Raw genomic sequence first — 22,338 nt, forward strand, 5'->3', positions numbered from 1 at the left:
GTACTCAGATGGGTAGTTTGCCGCCAAAGATCTCGTAGACGACCGAGAGCATCGCCTCCAGGACCTGCGACGCCACATCGTTGCCCTGCGTCGCCAACAACCCCTCGATTCCCTCCGAGTCCTCGGCCTCGAGCAGCGAACTGATCAGAGGCAGAAGCGACTGCAGACCGGTCAGATCGATTCCTTCGGACCCGGCCCCGGACCCCGGCGCCGTCGTTCCGTTCTCAGTACCGAGCGGCTGGCTCGGCAGGCCCATACCCGGAGCGACCGTGCGTGTCGGTGCTGCAGTCTTGGGTGCTGTGGTCTTGGGTGCCGCGGTTGTGGGTGTCGAAGCCTTCGGTGCCGGAGCAGCGGCGGACGGGCTCGACGCTGCGGTCGTCGGCGCTGGTGCTGTCGGTGCTGCTGTGGTCGGCGCGGCTGCGGCCGGGGCGGCAGTCGTCGGTGCGGCGGTGGCCGATGCTGGTGCTGCCGGCGCTGCGGTGGTCGGGGCTGCGGTGGTCGGGGCCGCGGTGGCCGAGTCCCCGGTCAGCAAGAACCTGATCATTCCGTCGATCAGACCGATGGCGTACTTGAGCTGGCCATCTGGACCGGTGAGAGCCGCGGCGTCTGCGGGATTGGACAGATTGCCCAGCTCGACGAAGACGTTGGGCACCTTGGTGAGGTTGGGCGCGGCGACATCCGACCTGGTCTGCAGGCCGTCCTGCGCACCGGCGTAGTTCGCGGGCGCCAGTCCGGCATCCTTGAACGCGTCACGCATCAGTCCGGCGGCGTTGAGGCCGGGACCGGACTGCACCTGCTGCACCGTGGCATCGGGCACCGGGAGCTGCGGAACGATGATGTGGAAGCCACTCTTGCTCTCGTCGACTCCGGGAGAGGTCGAGTCGGCGTGAACATTGACTGCCATATCGGCATTCGAGGCATTGGCGGCGTTGATCCGCTCGTCGATGCACCCGCCCCAGCCGGTGTCGTCCTGGCGACTCAGGACCACCTTGGCGCCCTGGCTTTCCAGACCGGCCTTCACGAGCTGCGAGATGTCCCAGTTGACCTTGTGTTCGGCCACCCCATTCGGGCTGGTGGCGCCGGTCGTCTGGCAGTCCTTGGTTCCACCCCGACCGTCGGGTACCTGTTTCTTCAGGTCCTGACCCGCCGACGACCCCTGATGTCCGGGGTCGATGAAGATTGTCTTTCCGACAAGCGAATCGCCCTGTGCCGGGGCGGGCTCGGCTGACGCCGTCGTCGGCATCGCGATCAGTGAAGCGGCGAGGGCCAAGGTGGTGAGCCCGGCGGCGCGCATGTTCTTCTTGGTCACGGTGTTCCTTTCGCATGCGCCGAAAAGGGCCGGCGCGGCCTTCGGACCGATCGGTTGATGGTGTGGCCGGCCAGGACTCGACTCGGACGCCACTTACGCAACTTCAGTCACAGAATTCACTTCTGTAACAGTGAACCAGTCCTTGAGACTTTTGGGAAATGGGTGTCCGATACGCCCGAAACCGTTGTCAGGTCGTGACCCGGCCGATGCTCAATCGTTCGGTCGCAGCCGATGACGACGCGGTTGTCACCGGGTAGCCTGCGCAGGCGCGGACAGCGGGCTGTTCGAAGCCCCGGCTCGAAATCCGTCGATCGCGAGAGCGGCGAATCGGCGGGCGGCAGCGGTCCGCCCCTCCAAACGCGCTGTGGCCAGTCCCCGACCGGCGAGCAGGACCAGGACAAAATCGTCGACGACAAAATCGGCGCGAAGCGCGCCGGCATCCTTGGCTCGACGGGCGATACCGGCCAGTTGATGCAACACCTCGCGGCGATGGGTCGCGAAGTCGAACAGCTCCGGCTGGGCCGACATGAACGCATCCGTGAACCCCTGGTTCTGTGCGTTGAGGACAGCGAGACGCTCGATGACTGTGCAAAATGCCCGCCACGGATCGGGATCATCTACGGCGTCGCCAACGATCCCGCGACAAGCACCGAGCTCGTCCATGAAGACTTCGACCATGAGCGCGTGCTTGGTCGGAAATCGCCGATAGAGCGTCGCGGGACCGACTTGGGCGTGGCGTGCGATCTGGCCCATCGTGACATCGAGTCCATCGCGGGCGAACAGCTCGCGCGCCGCGGATAAGGCGCGATCCCGGTTCTCTTGCGCGTCGACGCGAAGCACCTGAGGCAATGTCTCGTCCATCTCTCTCACTTTAACGATGTGGACGCCTGCGTCCACTAACTTTCGATCCGGGGGCATCCCCCCGACAACTTTCGCGGAATCAGTTCAGGAGCAACCCAATGCGCGCAGTGACCATTCGAACCTTCGGTGACCCGAACGGCATGGGGATCGTCGATCTGCCGGAGCCGCACCCGGCCTCCGGCGAAGTACTGATCCACACCGACGCGATCGGGGTCGGCGGTGTCGACGTCCTGATCCGGCGGGGCACGCTCGGCGGGTCCGAGTTCGCCCAAGGCATGATCGCGGGCAGTGAGGTCGCGGGCACCGTGACCGCGGTCGGCGACGGTGTCGACTCGTCGTGGATCGGCCGACGCGTCTGGGCGTTCACGGGCACCACCGGTGGATACGTCGAGCAGGCAGTGGCTGCCGTTGGCAACATCGTGCCGCTTCCGTCCGACCTCACGTCTGTAGACGCCGTGGCCCTCGGAAGCGCCGCGCCCGTCGCGCATTTCGGCCTCGGCCGCGCACACCTGGCCAAGGGTGAGACCGTGCTGGTGCGCGGGGCGGCGGGCAGCATCGGCATCGCAGCCGTAGAACTCGCGGCCCGGGCCGGCGCCGCAGCGGTCGCGGTCACCACGTCGTCCACCGAACGCGGAGAACGACTTCGCACACTTGGGGCCACCCATGTGCTCGATCGAGCCGGACACGGCGATGCGACCGCGCCCACCGAGTTCGACGTGATCCTCGACATCGTCGGCGGCCCGGCCTTGCCTGCTTTCATCGACCGGCTCGCCCCGAACGGCAGGTTGATCGCCGTAGGTGTTGTCGGCGGGTTTCCGCCGGTGGACTTCGGTACCGCGCTACTCGGCGCGTTCCGGAAATCGATCTCATTCGGCACCCTGAGTCTCGACACGGTGCCCCGCGACGAACTCGCACGCGTTCGCACAGAGCAGTTCGACGCGGCCGTTCGGGGCGACCTCCACGCAGTGGTCCAGGACGTCCTGCCGTTGAGTTCTGCTGCCGATGCGCACCGGCTCATGGATGCAGGCGAGGTGTTCGGTCGGATCGTGCTGGTGCCGTGACCCGGCGCCCCTGGCCGGCCTAGCGCAGGTAGCGGGTGATGCTGAGCATCGACTGCTCGTCGACGTCGCCTTCGATACGGCATCCTTCGAGCGCCGAAAGCACTTGTGTCTCATCGATTCCCGCGCCGATGATCACGATCTCGGTGCGCCGCGACTCCCCCGGTTCCCATTTCTGCGCATGCACACTGACGTAATTGCCGACGGTGTGAATGAGGTACTTGCGCCGATGTCCCGCGACATCGAAATGTGCAAATCCCTTGATCCGGAAGACCCCGGTCGGCGGTTGTTCCAGAAATGCCGCGAGCGATCGGGGCTCCATCGGAGCCGACTCGGCAAAGGTGACCGCCTGGTAGTCGTGGTGCAGGTGTTCGCAGTGGTCGTCTGCGCCATTTTCGCCTGCGACCTCCATCAGCAACTCGTCCAGACCGAGTTGGCGCGGACCGTCGTCGGGCACCTGACGCGGGGTCAGATCGGTCAAAAATCCCAAATCGACTGCGGAGTCGCGGGTTTCGATGATCGGCGCAGTGGGATTGTGGCTGCGGGCCACCTCGCGTGCCGTGTCGATCGTCTCAGGGCCTGCGAGGTCGACCTTGTTGAGCACGATCAGGTCGGCAAGTGCCAGATGCTGATCGATGCGGGCGTGCTGAGCGCGGGTGTCAGCGTGATTCGCGGTGTCCACCAGGTACACCAAACCGCCGTATTCAACGCGAGAATTGGTGCTACCCACCACCATCCGGATCAGATTGCGCGGCTCCGCGAGCCCGCTCGCCTCGACAACGATCAGGTCCAGCCCCGCCTTTGGTGCCGTCAACGCCTCGAATGTCGCATCGAGTCCGTCGTCGTCGACGGTGCAACACATGCAGCCGTTCCCCAGTGCGACGGCGCCGTCCACCTGACCGGCCACCAGCATCGCATCGATGTTCACAGACCCGAAGTCGTTGACCACCACGCCAATTCGCAATCCGGACCGCGTGCGCAGCAGGTTGTTGAGGAGCGTCGTCTTCCCGGCACCGAGAAATCCGGCGACCAGCAGAACCGGTATCGCACTCACGCGTCCCTCATATCTGGGCGTCGGCCTGACACTGCTCGCAGACCACCACCAGTTCCCGGCCGCCGGGATCGGGATAGTTCGCGACGTTCTTCGTCTCCGCGCCGCAGCGGGTGCAGGCCCCGATGACCTTCGCGTGGTCGGAGAAGTCCAGGCTCATCCGTTTGTCGAACACATACAGCGAACCGTCCCACAGACCGTCGTCGCCGTACTTCTCGCCATATCGGACGATGCCACCGTCGAGTTGGTACACCTCGTTGAAGCCGCGATTGCGCATCAGAACCGACAACACTTCGCAGCGCACGCCGCCGGTGCAATAGGTGACCACCGGCTTGTCCTTGAGGTGGTCGTACTCGCCACGCTCGATCAGGTCGATGAAGTCGCGGGTGGTCTCGGTCGGCGGCACGACGGCATCGCGGAACCGGCCGATCTGGGCCTCGAGATGGTTGCGGCCGTCGAAGAAGACCACGTCGTCGCCCCGCTCGTCGACCAGCTTGTGCACGCCCTCCGGACTCAGGTGGGTGCCGCCGCCGACCACTCCGGACTCGTCGACCTGCAGTTCCCCGGGTGCGCCGAAGGTGACGATCTCGGGGCGCACTTTGACGCTCAGGCGAGGAAAGTCGTCGCCGAGTCCGTCGGACCACTTGATGTCGGCGTTCTTGAACGCCGGATAGGCCCGCGTTCCGCGCACATAGCGTTTGACCGCACCGATGTCGCCGCCGACCGTGCTGTTGATTCCGTGCTCGGAGATGATGATCCGGCCCGTGACCCCGACTGCTTCGCATAATGTGTGCTGCCAAAGCCGTATTGCCTCGGGATCGGCGATCGGCGTGAAGACATAAAACAGCACGATCTTGGGTGTCGACACACAGGTAAGGGTACTGACATGGGGAAATCACCGATCGGGATGGTGCTGGTGTGCGCCGCGGCGATCGTCACCCTCGGGGGATGTTTTGCCGAGGACGGGCCGAGTACCAAGGAGCTACCGCCCACCGACGAGTTGTCCACCGAGCGGCCGACGTCCACGACCACCACGTCCTCCCGCGGCACGTTGACCACCACCACCCGATCCGGCGCCCTGACGATCGGGGAGGTGATCAGCATCGCACCTCGCGTCGACAACACCGACTTCCACGAGGCGGCCCCCACCGCGGGTAAGCCGGTCGAGGACACCTCCGAGTTCCACTTCAGTACCGCCGACGGCGACGTGCACTGCTCCACCGTGGACCGCGACACCGCCACCCTGGCGTGTGATGTGGCCGGGGAGGACGCGCGGCCCGAACCGAACTCGACGCCGGCTGCCTGTACTTGGGAGGGCGGCTACGTGGTGCTGACGGAGACGTCCACCCTGGGCACCTGCACCGACACGCCGTGGGTATGGGTCCGCAGCGAGCCGCTGTTGTCCGGCTCGACGATCTCGGTCGGGAACTTCCAGTGTCTGGCAACCCCCAGCGGGTTGTATTGCCTGAATACCAGGTCAGACAACGGTTTTGCTGTGCGGGACGGCGCATATCGGGCAATCTCCGGGGCCGACCCGGCACCTGCGGCGCTGACCGAGATCCCGGCGCCGGGCGAGCCGATCGCCACACCGGCCGGTTGAGTAGAAACGGCTATAGACTTCAACGAATCACATGTGGCCTCGGCTGGAGGCGAAGTTGACGTCTGTGAAAGGTGAAGGTCATGACCTATCCCCCGCCGTACGACCCGAACAACGACCCGCTGCGCAAGCGCGACGACAATTCCGACGCCCAGGGCGGCACCCCGGCCCCGGGTGACGAGTACCAACAGCCCGGCTACCAGCAACCCGGATACCAAGCACCCGGATATCAAGCGCCCGGGTATCAAGCGCCCGGATACCAACAGCCCGGGTATCAACAACCCGGATACCAAGCACCCGGATATCAGCAGCCGAACTACTCTCAGCCCGGCTACGAGCAACCGGGCTACGGCTATCAGCAACCCGGTTACCAGCAGCCCGGCTACCCTGCCGCAGGCGGTTACGGATATCCCGTCAATCGGGAGACGAACTCGAACGCCATCATCGCGCTCGTCTGCGGCATTGCCGCCTTCGTGATCTGTGGTCTCGGCGCCATCCCGGCGATCATCTTCGGCAACAAGGCAATCGACGAGATCAACGCGTCGGGCGGCACCCAGGACGGACTCGGGATGGCCCAGGCCGGACGGATCATCGGATGGGCGGCCGTCGCCCTGTGGACGATCGGGATCGCCCTGTTCGTGATCCTGCTGATCGCGGCCGGTGCGTCGTCGAACTGATCCGACTCTAGGACAGCAACAGCACGCCGCAGGCGATCAGTGCGGCGAACTTGACCACCTCGAAACCGATGTAAACCAGGTGGGCGCGCGAGCCCGCCCCGCTCTCGTCCCCGGCCAACACGCGGTCCGAGCGACGGGTCAGTGCCTGCCGCACACCCACGATCTGGATGACCAGCGCGCCGATGGCAACAGCGGCCGCCGCCACGGTGGCCGACGTCGGCGATCCGATGATGAGCCCGGCCACCAGGGCGGCGGCAAGCACCGCCTCGGCAATGTTCAACGCGCGGAACACGAGTCGACCGATGCCCAGTCCGATTCGCAGCGTCACCTCCGGCGCGCGGAACTTCAGCGGCGCCTCGATGAACGAGATCGCAAACACCATGCCGATCCACACGAATACCGCTGCTGTCGCCAAACCCACGTCGCAGTCCCCTCATCCGTTTCCGGTGACTAATCCTCTGGCAGACCGGAGAATTCGATAACCGCGGTCAGGTCGTCGATAGCCTGACACAACTCGATGATCCGTTCCACAGTGCCCGGTGCAGACAAGACCTTCAACCGGTCTGCAGGCCCCAGACCCAGTCGGACCGCGGTGTCGTAGACCTTGGCATCGATGGGTCCATCGCCGCTCAGCGGTTCGACCAATCGGTCTTCGACAACGATTCCGCGCACACGGGACAGTACCGACGACAGACCGTCGAGTCTCTCCCGAAGGGGCGTCAGATCTGCCGGGTACGCGATGGGATCGGTGCTCGGCCACATCGTGATGTCTGCCATCGGATATGGGTTGTCGGGCAGCCACGACCGAACCCGGAAGCGGTCGGTGCCGACGCACGTCAGGTGATAGCGCCCATCGGGTTGGGCAGTGCATTCTTCGATCTGCGCAAGTGTCCCGACGTCGACTCGTTCTTCGCCGCCACCGACCTCGCTGCCGCGCGAGATCAGCACGACACCAAAGCTGTTCGTTCCGTCGATCGCCGTACAGTCGGCCACCATCTGCCGGTATCGGTGCTCGAATACCTGCAGACTCAGCGGTTCGCCGGGCAGCAACGCGATTCCCAGCGGGAACATCGGGTGTGCGGTCATCACTCAAGCATGCCTGGCAAACTCGGCCCGGCACAGCCCGACCGGCCGATCTGGTCAGAAGTGGTCACGTGAGGCCACGGCCCAGCAACCGGTCTGTTCCGGCGGCGCGAATCGCCGACACCCGCTGCAGGACCCGCGCATACCGTGGCATCACCTCGGCGGGCTGATGCCGGACCGCGTGGGTGATCCACGACGCCGCCTCGTCCGCCGTCAGCGCGGGCAGCCCGTTGTATTCGGCGGTGGGTGCGATCATCGGTGTCCGGATGAGCGGGAAATAGACCGTGGTGACCACGATTCCGTCGCAGGCGAGTTCTGTTCCGATGCTCCGGCCGACGATGCTCAGGGCGGCTTTCGAACCCGCGTATGCCGAGAACTTCGGCATCGATCCGGCGGGCACGCCCCACGTCGAGATGTTGATGATGTGCCCGCTCCCACGCGCTTTCATGCCGGGCAGGAACCCCAGCATCAGGCCAACCGGACCGAAGTAGTTCACCGCCATGGTGCGGCGATAGTCGTGCAGCCGGTCGACCGAGTCGATGGCGGTACGCCGGATGGACCGTCCGGCATTGTTGACCAACACATCTGGCGTGCCGTGTTCCGCGAGGATCTCATCGACGAGCCGCCGGACGTCGGCTTCATCGGCCAGGTCCGCGGGATGGCAATGCGCAAGACCGCCGTCGGCAACAACGCGGTCCCGGACTGCCTGCAAACCCTCGGCGCCACGGGCAACCAGGATGATTTCGGCGCCTTGCTTGCCGAGTGCCAGTGCGGCGGACTCACCAACCCCCGACGATGCACCTGTGATCACGATCTTGCGACCACGAATCGGCGCGGGCGTACCGGTCATGAAGGTGTCGCCGAGCGAATGCGGACGGGCGAGGCCGAAGCGGGCCAGGTGCGCGCCGAGGCGCCGGACTGTCGTCATGACTGCCCACCCTTACACACCCGCCCGCCGATGGGACAGACCTCGGACCCGGGTCAGGACTTGGCGGCCGCGAACTCGCGTACCAGGGCATCGGCGAATGCCGGCAGGTCGTCGGGATTGCGGCTGGTGATCAGCACGTTGGGGCCTTCGGTGCAGACCATGACCTCGCGATCGACCCACTGGCCTCCGGCGTTGGTGATGTCGGTGCGCACGCTCGGGTACGACGTCAGGGTGCGCCCACCGAGGACGTCGGCCTCCACCAGCGTCCAGGGTGCATGACAGATCGCCGCCACCGGTTTGCCCTCGGTGAAGAACGATGCGATGAACTGCACCGCGTCGGGGTCGGTTCGCAGGTTGTCCGGGTTGGCGACACCACCGGGTAGCACGAGCGCATCGAAATCGGCAGATGGAACCTCCGAGACCACGGCATCGACCGTAAAGGTGTCGGCCTTGTCGAGGTGGTTGTAGGCCTGGATCTTCCCGGCTTCCGTCGACACCAGATGCGGCGTGCCACCGGCGCTGCGGACCGCTTCCCAGGGCTGCGTCAACTCCACCTGTTCGGCACCTTCGGGTGCCACGAGAAACGCGATCTGTTGTCCGTCGAGTTCATGTGCCATGTTCTTTCGGTACCCGCGCCGGTGACGCCGCAAACTCGGGGCCGACGAAGACCCCGAGGTGGTGCGGTCAGCGCGCCACGGCAGGCGCCGAAGCGGGCCGCACCAGGCCGCGCGGACGGACGATGCCGAGTTCGAGATGGGTGATCACGCCGGGTTGCGCATCGCAGACATCGGGGATGGCGTTGGCGCCGATATACCCCGTCCACGGCAGAGCGCCGTTACCGTCGTCGTCGTTGGTGCGGACGCCGCGGGAAAGGCTCAGATCCAGCCCCGGATCACCCTCGATGACCACGCGGTAGTTGGTGTCGTCCCCGCAATCAAAACGGGGTTCGATGTCAGCTCCCATGACCCAGAAACCGTGGAACGTGATCAGTGGCGCGCCGTCGGCCCACGCGGTCCATTCGTAGTGTTGGCCTGCAACTGTTCCGGCCTCGACAACGCCACCGGGATAAGCGATGTCCTTGGTGGCGGTGGCCAATTCCAGTGTGGTGGTGATGTCGGTGATCGTCGCGCCCAGGGTCTGGGCGATCATCTCCATCGACTGCGCATAGATGTGATGGGTGTCCGGAGAACGGCTCGGGTTGGCGAGAACATCGTCGGGAGCGCGCCCGAAGCCAAGGGACGGAATGTAGTTGGACGGATGGGCGAGGAAGTCCGCGGTCTCGTATACGTGGACCCTGTCGACCCGGCTCATCAGGCGAAGCAAGGTGAGCGGCAGGAGGTCGCTCGCGAATCCCGGATGCAGGCCTGACCCATGGAATGAGGTGCCGCCGGCCTGGCAGGCCGCCTCGACCGTGTCGAGGAATTCACTGGTGCGCTCTGTACGAAAGAACGGGCCCATCGGGGTGACCACGTTCTTACCTGATCGCAGCAGCCGACAGACCATGTCGAGGTCCGGCAGAGTTCCTCGGGGTGCAAAATGCACGCAATCAGCGTCCAGCGCGATGATGGCATCGACGTCGTCCGTGGCGATCACACCGGTGTCCGGCAGATCCACGAGTTCACCGGCGTCCTTCCCGACCTTGTCGGGGTTGGTGACCAGGACGCCGACCAGCTCGAAAGCGGGATTCTCCACAAAATGTCGTATCGCCTGGCGGCCGACTTTTCCGGTGGCCCACTGGATCACGCGGTAGGTGGGCTCTGCATGCGACGTCGTCATGGGACTCCTGAGTGTGTGTCGGGTCACTCAACGTAACACGGCCAAGAGCACCCTTCTCGGAATCGAGAACGGTGTTCCAACACCGATAGACCTTGATGATCAGCACGTTTCGACACCGGTACCACACTCCACTGGACGTGACAGGGGTCACAGTTTTACGGTGGGGTATGGCTACCAAGACATATAGAAAGCAGGTCGTTCACCACTGCCCTGCCTGCGGCCAACACATGGAGGTCGAGGTGCACGAGTTCCGCACGTTCGGGGGCGATATCCACAAAACGAAATCAGAGCCGGCGTGCACGAACCCGGAGTGTCCCGAGCCCAAGCTCTGACCCTGCCCCGAGACCCCCCGGCTCACTTGGGAGTCAGCTGCGGGTCGCGCGGATCAGGTCCGCGCAACGCTCACCGACCATCATCACGGTGATGTTGGGGTTCACGGTGGTGTGTTCGGGGAAGACGGAGGCGTCCGCCACCCGCAGCCCCAGCACACCTTTGACCCGCAGTTCTGGATCGAGCGGCGAGTCGATGTCGTCGACGGCGCCCATCCGGACACTGCCCGCCAGGTGGTAGACGGTGTTGTGCGTACGGCGGATGTAGTCGGCGAGATCCTCGTCGGACTGGACGTCGATGCCCGGGAACAGTTCGGCCCCTGCCCACGGCTCCATCGCCGGTTGCGCAACGATCTCGCGGGCGCGTCGGATCCCGGCGATCATGATTCTCATGTCGTAGCCGTCGGGGTCGGTGAAGTAGCGCGGATCGACCAGCGGTTTGTCCCGAAAATCCCGGGTCCGTAGCCGGATCGACCCGCGTGAGTGGGCATGTGTCACGTTCGGGGTGAGTACAAAGACGTTCTCCGACGTCGGATACCCCTGCCGAACGGTGTGCATGTCGAAGGGCACAGATCCGTAGTGCATCATCAGGTCCGGACGATCGAGACCGTCGTCGACGGTGTCGAAGATGCCGATCTCCCACCATTGCGTTGACTCAGTTGGCATGGGCTGCTTCGCCTCCCACGAGATCACACCTTCGGGGTGATCCTGCAGATGCGATCCGACGCCCGGTGAATCCACCAGCACGTCGATGTCGAACTCCCGCAGGTGATCCGCCGGGCCGATCCCCGACAACATCAACAGCTTCGGCGAATCCACCGCACCGGCCGACAACACCACTTCGGAGTTCGCGCGGATCGTCTTGGTGTGGCCGAACTGGTTGTCGACCACATCGACGCCCACACAACGGGTCCCGTCGAAGACGAGCTTCTTGGCCCGCAGCCCGGTCAGCAGTGTGAAGTTGGGGCGATCGGCGATCGGATGGATGTACGACACCGACGACGACGAGCGGGTGCCGTCGGCGCGGCGATTGATCTGAAAGAAGTTCGCGCCGTGGACAACCGTGGGTCCGGTGTTGAACTTCTCGGTCGGGATCCCGGCTTCGGCGCAGGCTTCGAGCAATGCCACACCGCAGGGATCGGCCGGTGGGACGTTCATCAGATGCACCGGGCCGCTGTCACCGTGGTGTGGATACTCCGGGCCGGCGTCTTCGTTGGTCTCGAGCCGCTTGATCAACGGCCACACCGACTCCTTGTTCCACCCCGTCGCACCGTATTTCGATTCCCATTCGTCGATGTCCTCGGCGGGTGGCCAGAATGCGATACACGAGTTGTGCGACGAGCATCCACCCATCACCCGCGCCCGAGCGTGACGCAGGAACGAGTTGCCGTTTTCCTGCGGCTCCACCACGTAGTCCCAGTCGTAGCCGGACTCGAGCAACTCCATCCAGCGATCGAGTTGCAGCACTTCAGGAATGCCGTGATCGTCGGGGCCGGCCTCGATCAGCGCAACACTGATCGACGGATCCTCCGACAGTCGTGCCGCAACAGCACAACCGGCCGATCCGCCGCCGACGACCACATAGTCGAAAATCCGCTCTGTGCTCATTTGCTGTTCTCCGAACTCGTGTCCTCGAACCAGCCGGTCACCGCCGGCGCGATGTTCTGGTAGACGTGCTTGGCCTCGCGGTACTCACCAAGGCCCATGGGCCCCAACTCCCGTCCGACACCTGATTGACCGAAGCCGCCCCACTCCGCCTGCGGGAGATACGGATGATAGTCGTTGATCCAGATCGTCCCGTGCCGCAACCGATTTGCCACCCGTTGCGCTTTGCCTGCATCCTGAGTCCAGACAGCGCCTGCAAGGCCGTACACGGTGTCGTTGGCGATCGCCACGGCGTCGTCTTCGTCGGTGAAGGTCTCGACGGTGACCACCGGGCCGAATGCCTCGTCGACCACCACGGACATGCCCCGGCGTACCTGATCCAGAACTGTCGGCAGGTAGTAATAGCCGGCATCGAGATCGGATTCGCCCGATGTGCCGGTGCCGAATTCACCACCGCAACGCAACCGTGCGCCTTCTGCGACACCCTTGCGTATGTACGCGTCGACCTTGTCCCGGTGCGCGGCCGAGATCAGCGGGCCGGTCTCAGCTGAGTCGTCGAACGGTCCGCCGAGCCGGATCTGCTTCGCCCGGGCGACCAGCGCATCGGTGAACTTCTCGGCAATGCTGTCCTGCACCACAATTCGCGCACCCGCCGAGCAGACCTGCCCCGAATGCACAAATGCCCCGTTGAGCGCGTTGTCGACGGCGGCGTCAAAATCGGCATCGGCGAAGATCACGTTCGGATTCTTGCCACCCAACTCGAGGGCGACCTTCTTCACCGTCGCGGCAGCGGCAGCGGCGATGACCCGTCCGGTGACCAGGCCACCGGTGAACGAGACCATGTCGATGTCGGGATGTTCCGACAGAGCCGCGCCGGCCTGGGGTCCGGTGCCGGTGACCAGGTTTGCCACACCCGGGGGCAGCCCCAGATCGTCGAAGACCCGCATCATCAAGATCGCGGTATGTGGCGTCAGCTCAGCAGGTTTGAGGATGAAGGTGCAGCCGGCCGCCAGGGCAGGTGCCATCTTCCATGCGGCTTGCAGCAGCGGGTAGTTCCACGGCGTGATCATCCCGCAGACGCCCACCGGTTCGTACTGGATCCGGCTGACGACCTCGTTGCTACCGGCGTCCACGAGGCGACCGGCATCCTGCGCCGCGGCACGACCGAAGTACTCGAAACAGGCTGTGATGTCGTCCATGTCGATATCGGACTCGATCAGGCGCTTGCCGGTGTCGAGGGTTTCCGCGCGCGCGAACTCCGATTTTCGTTCCCGCAGAGTCGCGGCCACCCGGAGCAGGAAGGCACCGCGATCAGCAGCGGGCACCGACGACCACCGGCCGTCATCGTATGCCGCTCGGGCCGCCGCGATCGCCCGCTCGGTGTCGGCCGGGCCTGCCTCGCTGACCGTGCCGACCAGCTCGCGCGTTGCGGGACACTCGATGTCGCGGGTGCCCCCGTCGGCCGCGGATTCCCACGTGCCGTTGATGAACAGGGTTTGTGCGGTCATGGCTCCTCTTTGCTGGTCGGTGTCGTGCCGTCTTTGTCATCTGCGCCGTTGGGCATCGACTCGAAGTCGGTGGACCAGTCGATGACCGGTGCGGCGTCGACCGTTGTCGAATCGCCGCCGACCGAACGACGCAAGAACTCGAGGTGGCGTTCATAGTGATCGAGCACGTTGCTGATGAGCTGTTCTTTGGAGAATCCGAAGACATCGAACCCGCTGCTGCCGGAGGCGGTGAAGACCTCGAGTCGGAAGAACTTGCCCGGACTCTTCGGTAGCCGTCCGTACTGCGGGATCAGATGTTCGGTCGGATAGACCTGGTAATGGAAGCCCCGCTCCCCCACATACAGCACATCGAGGTGGTACGCGTGGATGCCACTCGATTCGACCAGTTGCTCACCAACCGTCGCTTCCCTTCCGGCAGAGGTCAATTCGTCAGCGACCTCGCGCAGTGCCGGACCGACCACGGTCTTGGCGTACCGCTCGGTCGCGGCGGCATCGGGGTATCGCACCGAACGCGCGATGCGCTGCCGCCAGTGCAGCGGAGTCCCGCCTGCCGACCGGCTGGACAGCACCTTCGGAATCGACAGACGCGCCGATTCGACCCAGTGTTGCTCCACTTGAAGTGCTTTGAACAAACCCAGCATGATGAAGACGATCACGATGGCAAACGGAACACCCATGATGATCGTTGCGTTCTGCAACGTGGTGATGCCGCCGATCAACAACATCGAAAAGGTCAGCACGCCGGTGGCCGCGGCCCAGAAGATCCGCACCCAGGCCGGGCCGTCGGACTCGTTGTCCGGCATCCGCGAGCTGAAATGCGACATCACCAGTGCCCCGGAATCTGCGCTGGTCACATAGAACAGCAACCCGGTGATGGTGGCGACGACAATCAGGAATGGTGCGGCCGGATACTCCTTGAGCAGGCCATAGAACCCCTCCTCCGGCACATTCACCGCGGTGTCGCCGAACTCTGTGTTACCGCCACGGACCAGTTCGATCGCACTGTTTCCGAAGATCGAGATCCACAGCAGGATGAACATGAACGGGACGGTCAAGGTACCGAGCACGAACTGGCGGATCGTTCGTCCACGCGAGATCCGGGCCAGGAACAAGCCGACAAACGGCGCCCAGGCAATCCACCAGGCCCAGAAGAACAGGGTCCACGACGACAGCCATTCATCTGGCCGGTCGTAGGCAAACGTATCGAGGGTCATCCCGGGGAACCGGCTGATGAAGTCGCCGGTGTTCTGCACGATGCCATCGAAAAGGTACGCGGTGGATCCGGCGATGAGTATGAAGAGCATCAGGCCAACGGCGACGATCACGTTGAGTTCGGACAGTCGACGCACACCCTTGTCGATGCCGGAAACCGCCGACACCGTGGCGATCAGAACGGCGACCGCGATGAGTCCGGCCTGCGCCCAGGTGCCTCGTTCGATGCCGAAGAGTTCGTCGAGCCCCACATTCAGTTGGGCCACACCGATTCCCAGGCTGGTCGCCAAACCGAAGATCGCGCCGAGCAGCGCCGCTATGTCGACAAAATTGCCGAGGCCGCCCTCGACCCGCTTCCCGAAGATCGGATAGAGGGCCGATCGGATGCTCAACGGAAGGTTGTGCCGGTAGGCAAAATAACCCAGCGCCATGCCGATCAGCGCATACAGGGCCCAGCCGATGATCCCGTAATGAAACAGCGTCCACGTCAACGCTTGTCGAGCAGCCTCGGTTGTCTGACCCTCACCCTCCGGTGGCGCGAGGTACTGCGTGACAGGTTCGGCGACCGAGAAGAACATGAGGTCGATACCGATTCCGGCGGCAAACAACATGGCCGTCCAGGAGAACAGGTTGTAGACCGGCTTCGAATGGTCGGGCCCGAGTTTGACCCGGCCAACCGATGACAGCGCAGCCCACACCACGAAGGCCAGGACAACCGTGACCAGCAGGATGTAGAACCAGCCGAGATTGGTGGCGACCCAGTTCACCGCAGTGCCGATGACGTCGTCGGCGCCCTCCTGATCGATCAGCGCCCAGACGATGATCCCGATGATGCCTGCACTGGAACCGATGAAGACCGGCCAGTTCACGGAGACCTTTTGCGGCGATTTGGTCGATGCGTCAGAGCCTTCAGATGGGGCCGAACTCTGGGGGTTATCGGTCGAAATGGCCATATCGCGTCCTCAAGTGGTTGTCCGAAAGCTTCGTCGGGTTCAAACCAAAATCAGTCAATGTTTTCTCTGGCAAATCATCGCTTAACAACGTATCAGCGTTCGGAGTCCTACTTCGCCGGGATGCGGCAAGCAATAGATCAGACCCACTTCCGTAGACACGATCAGGAGTGTCGCCCCACGAAGTTTCAGCGTGGAGCCATCCGAATCGCACCGTCGAGGCGGATGGTCTCGCCGTTGACATATCCGTTCTGTAGCAAGGTAAGTGCCATTCCCGCGTAGTCTCCGGGGTCGCCGAGCCGCTTGGGGAACGGAACGTCCGCGGCAAGCCCGTCCCGGATGTCCTCTCGGAGGCGAGCGACCATCGGGGTGTCGAATACACCCGGGGCGATGGTGTTCACCCGAATACCCACACTGGCGAGGTCACGTGCCGATACGAGAGTGATGCCGTGGACCGCGGCCTTGGATGCGGTATACGACGTTTGCCCGATCTGCCCATCGAATGCCGCGACTGAGGCAGTCAGCACGATTGCGCCCCGTTCACCGTCGATCGGTTCATTACGCGCGATGCGAGAGGCCACCAGCCGCAGCACGTTGTACGTACCGATGAGGTTGACCTCGATGACATGTCGAAAACTGTCGAGCGGGGCCGGGTTCTTGTCCCGATCGAGGATCCGCATCCGGTCTCCGCCGCGACCGGCGCAGTGCACAGCTCCGCGTAGGGGCCCGTGAACTTCGGCTGCGTCGAGCGCTTCGGTGAGCGACACCTCGTCCGTGATGTCTGCGGGTACGAACAGCGCCGCGTCGCCGAGGCTCTTGGCGGTTGTCGTGCCGTCTGATGCCGGCAAGTCTGCGATCACCACTCGCCCACCTCCTTCGACGATGGCGGCAGCGGTCGCGGCGCCGAGACCGGAGGCCCCGCCTGTGACGAGGAAGGTGTTGTCTTTCAGTTGCATGGAGTAGCCCGGCTTTCTCTCAGTTCAGCATCAGCGCACGCCGTCGTACGTCACTCAAACAACGCGTAGGTCACTCAAACACTATGTAGCGGGTCACATCGGCGGTTCGTCGACGCACCGAACATATGCTCAAGACCAATCAGTCCGCGCGCGTCGAGCCCGCCCCCCCACCCGAGCCAACCGAAGGAATTCCAATGTCGATCCGCAGCCTGAATCACGCTGTCCTGTTCGTCTCGGACGTCACGCGCAGCGCGGTCTTCTATTGCGACCTATTGGGATTCGAACGGCTTCCGATCGACTTCCCTGGCGGCGCTTTTCTCCGGGGTTCGAACTCCGCGAACGACCACGATCTCGGCCTGTTCCAGGCCACCGGCCCTCGTCCCGCCGACGGTTCGGTTGGGCTCTACCACCTGGCCTGGGAGGTCGAGACCCTACGCGAACTCGCCAACACCCGCGATCGACTCCAGGCTGCAGGCGCACTGCATGGAGCGGCGAATCATGCCGGAACCAAGGCCCTGTACGGCCGGGACCCCGACGGCATCGAATTCGAGGTCACTTGGCTGGTGCCCGATTCCCGCCTCGAAGAAGAGATCGTGCCCGGTGTTGCGCCGACCCGCACCCTCGACCTCGCCGCCGAGATCGAGCGATACGGCGCCGAAACCCCCGGCGGTCCTCGCTCTGACCTGGAACTGATGTCGCGGATCATGGCCCGTCTCGCCGGCCACACACGCTGATCAGCCCCTCCCCCTTGGATAGCACTAGGCCTTTGCCTAGTGTGATGTAGGCCACTTCGTGTGACGGTGTCAGGAGAACCCACACCTGGAGGCACTGATGAGCGCACCGACAACCAACGAACGTGGCCACGTGGCGGATGTCCTCGCCAATGCGGTGATCGACGATCCCGAGGCCGGGGTATTCCGTACCAATCGACGCATCTTCACCGACGAGGACATCTTCGAACTCGAGATGAAACACATCTTCGAGGGCAACTGGATCTATCTCGCCCACGAGAGTCAGGTGGCGGATCCCGGCGACTACTTCACGACGAACATCGGCAGGCAGCCGGTGGTCATCACCCGGGACAAGCAGGGTGAGTTGCACTGCCTGGTGAACGCCTGCGCCCACCGCGGTGCCATGATCTGTCGGCGCAAGACCGACAACCGAACCACGTTGACCTGCCCGTTCCACGGCTGGACGTTCCGCAACGACGGAACACTGCTCAAGGTAAAGGATCCCGAAGGGGCCGGATATCCGGAGTCGTTCAACGTCAACGGTTCTCACAACATGACCCGGGTCGCCCGGTTCGACAGCTACCGAGGATTCCTGTTCGGCAGCCTGAGCGCCGACGTGCTGCCACTCCGTGAACATCTGGGTGACACCACGACCGTCATCGACATGCTCGTCGATCAGTCCCCACAGGGCCTCGAGGTATTGCGGGGCACCTCGACGTACACCTACGACGGCAACTGGAAGGTGCAGGCGGAGAACGGTGCCGACGGTTACCACGTGACCGCGACCCACTGGAACTATGCCGCGACCACATCGCGCCGCGGAACCGGCGAGTCGAAGAACGACACCAAGGCGCTGGACGCCGGCAGCTGGGGCAAGACCGGCGGCGGGTACTGGTCGTATCCGAACGGCCATCTCTGCCTGTGGACCTGGGCCGGAAATCCGCAGGACCGACCGCTCTGGGACAAGCTCGATGAGCTCAAGGAAGAATTCGGAGATGCCAAGGGCGAGTTCATGGTCAAGGGTTCACGCAACCTGTGCCTCTACCCGAATGTGTATCTGATGGACCAGTTCTCCACGCAGATCCGACACTTCCGGCCGATCGCTCCGGACAAGACCGAGGTCACGATCTATTGCATTGCGCCCAAGGGGGAAAGCGATGCGGCCCGCGCGCACCGGATCCGGCAATACGAAGACTTCTTCAACGCCTCGGGCATGGCAACCCCGGACGACCTCGAAGAGTTCCGGTCCTGCCAGCTCACGTTCCGGGCGCAGGCCGCTCCCTGGAACGACATGAGCCGCGGTGCACAGCATTGGCGTACCGGTCCCGACGAGGTCGCCATCTCCCTCGGGATGGAGAACATCGTCTCGGCGGGTGTCAAGAACGAGGACGAAGGCCTCTACCCGGTCCAGCACGGCTACTGGCTCGACACCATGCGCACGGCGCTGGCCGCAGAAGAACAGACCGAGACGGGAGCAAGCCGATGACCAGTATCGACACGGGCAAAGCCCTGGGCACCGAAACCGGGAATGCCCTGATCACGCAGAACATCATCGAGCAGTTCCTCTACCGAGAAGCGCGATACCTCGACGACCGTGAGTTCGAGAAGTGGCTGGACTGCTATGCCGACGACGTCGTCTACTGGATGCCCTCCTGGGACGACAACGATCGCCTGGTCGAGGATCCACAGCGCGACATCTCGCTGATCTACTACGGCAACAAGGGCGGCCTCGAGGACCGTGTGTTCCGAATCAGAACCGAACGTTCTTCTGCCACATCGCTTCCCGAACCCCGCACCAGCCACAACATCAGCAACGTCGAGGTCATCGAACGGCGCGGCGATCTGGTTGATGTTCGATTCAATTGGCACACCATGTATTTCCGGTACAAGACCGTCGATCCCTACTACGGAACCTCGTTCTACACGATCGACTTCTCCCGAGAGCAACCCCTGATCCGGCGCAAGACCGTGGTGTTGAAGAACGACTACATCCACCACGTCGTCGACGTCTACCACTTCTAGAGGATCCGGATATGACAACCACCGAACAGGCGCCCACTTCGGCGGCCGCCACAGAGCTCGACCATCAGATCGCGCTGTCATTCGAGGACGGCGTCACCCGTTTCATCACCTGCCGGGAAGACCAGACGGTGGCCGACGCCTCGTACCGTCAGCGCATCAACATTCCGCTGGACTGCCGCGATGGGGCCTGCGGCACCTGCAAGGCACTCTGCGAGTCCGGCGACTACGACGGTGGAAACTACATCGACGACGCCCTGTCGCAAGACGAGGCAGCGGCCGGATACGCACTGCCGTGCAGCATGAAGCCACGGTCGGATCTGGTGCTCCAGATCGCCGCGACCTCCGCGATCGCCAAAACCGAGGCGGCCACCTACACCGGCACACTTGTTGAACTCGAACACCTCTCACCGACCACGGTGCGGTTCGCGGTGGAGATCGCCAATCGGCCCGCACTGGCCTTTCTGCCCGGGCAGTACGTCAACATCTCGGTGCCCGGCACCGACGTCACTCGCAGTTACTCATTCAGCAACGACCCTGGCGATGAGCGGCTGAGCTTCCTGGTCAAACTCAACCCTGGCGGCGCGATGTCGGACTACCTCGCCGACCGGGCGGCAATCGGCGACACCCTCACCTTCACCGGGCCTCACGGTTCGTTCTTCCTCCGCGAAAGCGACCGTCCCGTACTACTTCTGGCAGGCGGTACCGGACTGGCACCGATCCTGTCCATGTTGCGCAAGCTCGACACCGAGGGCAGCACCCGCAAGATTCACCTGATCTACGGTGTCGGCACCGACAACGACCTGGTGGAGACCGCGTCACTCGACGCACTGGCCACCCGGCTCGATGGATTCACCTGGGACCACTGCGTTACCGATCCGACCAGCGCCGCGCCCAACAAGGGGTACGTCACGAGTCTCATTGCACCGCAACATCTCTACGACGGAGATGTCGCGCTCTACCTCTGCGGTCCACCGCCGATGGTCGAGTCGGTGCGAGTCCACGTCAAGGACGCCGGGATCGAACCGACCGGCTTCTACTACGAGAAGTTCGCACTCGCGGTACCTGCCGCCACCACACCCGCGGACACCCAATCACCGGCCGAGGAACCGAGTTCCGACGAGGAACTGATCCCGGCACCGGAGGCACGTGCCATCGCCGCACAGACGATGTTGCCGGCCGCGCAGATCGAACCCTGGCCGACGCCGGTCGAGGTGATCGACGAGGGCACCGCGCCGCGGCAGATCGCCGCGCAGATCATGTTCCCCGCCGAACCCGTGACCGAACCCCACACCCGGGTCCCCGATACGGACGCGGCAGAGCCCGAATCCGTCCAGGCGGCGGTCACGACGGCCCCGCGCGTGCCGGCGACGAGCCCTGTCACCCTGGGCACCGGCGGTTACCAGATCGGCGAGGATCATCCGGCCGTATACGAGTCCGATGCGATCTTCGAGGCGCGTTCGGCTCTGGAACTCGGCGCGCTCGAGGTCACCTTGGGCCGCTTGAGCACCAGGCAGCTGGCCGGGTACCGACTGCTCGCCGAGTCCACACTGCCGCACGTGGCGGGCGATCATTTCGTCGACGCGGCCGAATACACGGAGACCAACGCCGCGTTTCACGACTATCTGTTCACCCTGACAGGTAACGAACACCTGCTGCAGGCCTACACGGCACTGGGGGTCAAAGGCCGGATGAGCGAGGTACTGCGTAACGCCACTTGGTGCCATCCGCTGTGCGCTCAGGACCACATGGACATCGTTGCCGCCTTCGAGGCCGGCGACCGCGACACCGCACGCTCGCTGATCATCGCCCATGCCGACAGATCCAAGCAGACGATGCGCCGGGCCATGGCCGATACCCGAGCAGCCCGCGCGCCACGCTTCGTCACGCCCGGCAGATTCACCGGGAAGGTTGTGGTCGTCACCGGCGCCGCGCAGGGTATCGGCGAGCACACCGCACGCCGCATCAGTGCCGAGGGCGGCGAACTCGTCCTCGTCGACCGGTCCGAACTCGTCAAAGAACTCGCCGACGAGCTGACTGCAGGCGGGGCCAACGCCATTGGCGTCACCGCGGACCTGGAACACTGGGCGGGTGCGGACAGCGTTGTCCACCAGGCACTGTCGGCGTTCGGCCACGTCGACGTCCTGATCAACAATGTCGGCGGCGCCATCAACTTCAAACCGTTCATCGAGTTCACCGACACCGAGATCCGCGCGGAGATCGACCGCTCGCTGCTCACCACCCTGTACACCTGCCGCGCAGCCCTGCCGACGATGGTCGACCACGGCAGTGGTGTCATCGTCAACGTCTCCTCCGCCGCCACGCGCGGTATCAACCGCATCCCGTATTCGGCAGCCAAAGGCGGGATCAATGCGATCACCGCCTCCCTGGCGATGGAGTATGCCGAAGCCGGTATCCGCGTGGTGGCGACCGCACCCGGCGGCACCGAGGCTCCCCCGCGGCGCATCTCGCGCGGGACGCCGCTACCGGCGGATGAGACCCAACGCGCATGGCAGCAAGCTCATGTCGATCAGACGATCGGATCATCGCTCATGAAGCGGTACGGCACCCTCGAGGAACAGTCCGCGGCCATCTGCTTCCTGGCCTCCGACGAGGCGTCGTACATCACCGGGACGGTCCTCCCGGTTGCGGGCGGAGACTGTGGGTGAATCTCCCCGGACATAGGTC

At 64.1% G+C, this 22,338-nt stretch carries 20 protein-coding genes; 7 read left to right on the plus strand and 13 right to left on the minus strand.

The genetic code is table 11. The features are described from left to right. Positions 1 to 4: 4 nt before the first annotated feature. Entirely contained in the window at positions 5 to 1,309 is a 1,305-nt protein-coding gene (locus AC1TQG_RS01830) for an N-acetylmuramoyl-L-alanine amidase family protein (RefSeq protein WP_482135248.1), read from the minus strand. Positions 1,310 to 1,555: 246 nt separating this feature from the next. Beyond that, a complete protein-coding gene (locus AC1TQG_RS01835) occupies positions 1,556 to 2,170 on the minus strand; it encodes a TetR/AcrR family transcriptional regulator (protein WP_482135249.1) in 615 nt (204 codons plus the stop codon). A 98-nt stretch (positions 2,171 to 2,268) separates the two neighbouring features. Between AC1TQG_RS01835 and AC1TQG_RS01840 the strand changes: the two genes are divergently transcribed. Beyond that, complete coding sequence (locus AC1TQG_RS01840; RefSeq protein WP_482135250.1) at positions 2,269 to 3,231, plus strand: zinc-binding dehydrogenase; 963 nt, start codon at positions 2,269 to 2,271, stop codon at positions 3,229 to 3,231. Positions 3,232 to 3,250: 19 nt separating this feature from the next. On the opposite strand, the gene AC1TQG_RS01845 is transcribed toward AC1TQG_RS01840, so the two are convergent. Both AC1TQG_RS01845 and trhO read right to left on the minus strand, forming a co-directional pair. Beyond that, positions 3,251 to 4,282, minus strand: coding sequence for a CobW family GTP-binding protein (locus AC1TQG_RS01845; protein WP_482135251.1), 1,032 nt, complete (start codon positions 4,280 to 4,282; stop codon positions 3,251 to 3,253). Positions 4,283 to 4,289: 7 nt separating this feature from the next. Continuing rightward, the gene (gene trhO, locus AC1TQG_RS01850; protein WP_482135252.1) at positions 4,290 to 5,147 is read right to left on the minus strand and encodes an oxygen-dependent tRNA uridine(34) hydroxylase TrhO; all 858 of its coding nucleotides are present in this window, start codon (positions 5,145 to 5,147) and stop codon (positions 4,290 to 4,292) included. 18 nt (positions 5,148 to 5,165) lie between these two features. Between trhO and AC1TQG_RS01855 the strand changes: the two genes are divergently transcribed. Then, on the plus strand, positions 5,166 to 5,879 hold the full coding sequence (locus tag AC1TQG_RS01855; protein ID WP_482135253.1) for a hypothetical protein: 714 nt from the start codon (positions 5,166 to 5,168) through the stop codon (positions 5,877 to 5,879). A gap of 80 nt (positions 5,880 to 5,959) precedes the next feature. Continuing rightward, positions 5,960 to 6,553, plus strand: coding sequence for a DUF4190 domain-containing protein (locus AC1TQG_RS01860; protein ID WP_482135254.1), 594 nt, complete (start codon positions 5,960 to 5,962; stop codon positions 6,551 to 6,553). 7 nt (positions 6,554 to 6,560) lie between these two features. Here the strand turns inward: AC1TQG_RS01860 and AC1TQG_RS01865 are convergent, their stop codons facing one another. The 9 genes from AC1TQG_RS01865 to AC1TQG_RS01905 form a co-directional block, all read right to left on the minus strand. Continuing rightward, complete coding sequence (locus tag AC1TQG_RS01865; protein WP_482137227.1) at positions 6,561 to 6,935, minus strand: hypothetical protein; 375 nt, start codon at positions 6,933 to 6,935, stop codon at positions 6,561 to 6,563. 68 nt (positions 6,936 to 7,003) lie between these two features. Then, positions 7,004 to 7,639: an LON peptidase substrate-binding domain-containing protein gene (locus tag AC1TQG_RS01870; protein ID WP_482135255.1), complete on the minus strand. Its 636-nt coding sequence runs from the start codon at positions 7,637 to 7,639 to the stop codon at positions 7,004 to 7,006. Between the two features lie 64 nt (positions 7,640 to 7,703). Further along, positions 7,704 to 8,564, minus strand: a complete 861-nt coding sequence (locus AC1TQG_RS01875; protein WP_482135256.1) for an SDR family NAD(P)-dependent oxidoreductase — start codon at positions 8,562 to 8,564, stop codon at positions 7,704 to 7,706. Between the two features lie 53 nt (positions 8,565 to 8,617). After that, on the minus strand, positions 8,618 to 9,181 hold the full coding sequence (locus AC1TQG_RS01880; protein ID WP_482135257.1) for a type 1 glutamine amidotransferase domain-containing protein: 564 nt from the start codon (positions 9,179 to 9,181) through the stop codon (positions 8,618 to 8,620). 67 nt (positions 9,182 to 9,248) lie between these two features. Next, entirely contained in the window at positions 9,249 to 10,340 is a 1,092-nt protein-coding gene (locus tag AC1TQG_RS01885; RefSeq protein ID WP_482135258.1) for an NAD(P)H-dependent amine dehydrogenase family protein, read from the minus strand. Positions 10,341 to 10,705: 365 nt separating this feature from the next. Beyond that, on the minus strand, positions 10,706 to 12,277 hold the full coding sequence (locus AC1TQG_RS01890; protein WP_482135259.1) for a GMC family oxidoreductase: 1,572 nt from the start codon (positions 12,275 to 12,277) through the stop codon (positions 10,706 to 10,708). Further along, the gene (locus AC1TQG_RS01895; protein ID WP_482135260.1) at positions 12,274 to 13,782 is read right to left on the minus strand and encodes an aldehyde dehydrogenase family protein; all 1,509 of its coding nucleotides are present in this window, start codon (positions 13,780 to 13,782) and stop codon (positions 12,274 to 12,276) included. Before AC1TQG_RS01895 ends, AC1TQG_RS01890 begins: the two co-directional genes overlap by 4 nt. Next, on the minus strand, positions 13,779 to 15,947 hold the full coding sequence (betT, locus tag AC1TQG_RS01900; protein WP_482135261.1) for a choline BCCT transporter BetT: 2,169 nt from the start codon (positions 15,945 to 15,947) through the stop codon (positions 13,779 to 13,781). Before betT ends, AC1TQG_RS01895 begins: the two co-directional genes overlap by 4 nt. Before the next feature lie 185 nt (positions 15,948 to 16,132). Next, positions 16,133 to 16,900, minus strand: a complete 768-nt coding sequence (locus tag AC1TQG_RS01905; protein WP_482135262.1) for an SDR family NAD(P)-dependent oxidoreductase — start codon at positions 16,898 to 16,900, stop codon at positions 16,133 to 16,135. 194 nt (positions 16,901 to 17,094) lie between these two features. Here AC1TQG_RS01905 and AC1TQG_RS01910 point away from each other — a divergent pair, with 194 nt between their 5' ends. The 4 genes from AC1TQG_RS01910 (at position 17,095) to benC (ending at position 22,319) form a co-directional block, all read left to right on the plus strand. Further along, on the plus strand, positions 17,095 to 17,634 hold the full coding sequence (locus AC1TQG_RS01910; protein ID WP_482135263.1) for a VOC family protein: 540 nt from the start codon (positions 17,095 to 17,097) through the stop codon (positions 17,632 to 17,634). A 97-nt stretch (positions 17,635 to 17,731) separates the two neighbouring features. Beyond that, positions 17,732 to 19,117 carry a benzoate 1,2-dioxygenase large subunit gene (benA, locus tag AC1TQG_RS01915; RefSeq protein ID WP_482135264.1) on the plus strand — a complete coding sequence of 462 codons (1,386 nt, stop codon included), beginning with the start codon at positions 17,732 to 17,734 and terminating at the stop codon, positions 19,115 to 19,117. Further along, the gene (gene benB, locus AC1TQG_RS01920) at positions 19,114 to 19,653 is read left to right on the plus strand and encodes a benzoate 1,2-dioxygenase small subunit (RefSeq protein ID WP_482135265.1); all 540 of its coding nucleotides are present in this window, start codon (positions 19,114 to 19,116) and stop codon (positions 19,651 to 19,653) included. Before benA ends, benB begins: the two co-directional genes overlap by 4 nt. Positions 19,654 to 19,664: 11 nt before the next feature. Next, a complete protein-coding gene (gene benC / locus AC1TQG_RS01925; RefSeq protein ID WP_482135266.1) occupies positions 19,665 to 22,319 on the plus strand; it encodes a benzoate 1,2-dioxygenase electron transfer component BenC in 2,655 nt (884 codons plus the stop codon). The last annotated feature ends 19 nt before the right edge of the window (positions 22,320 to 22,338 follow it).

The sequence above is a fragment of the Williamsia sp. Y844 genome (assembly GCF_056786475.1).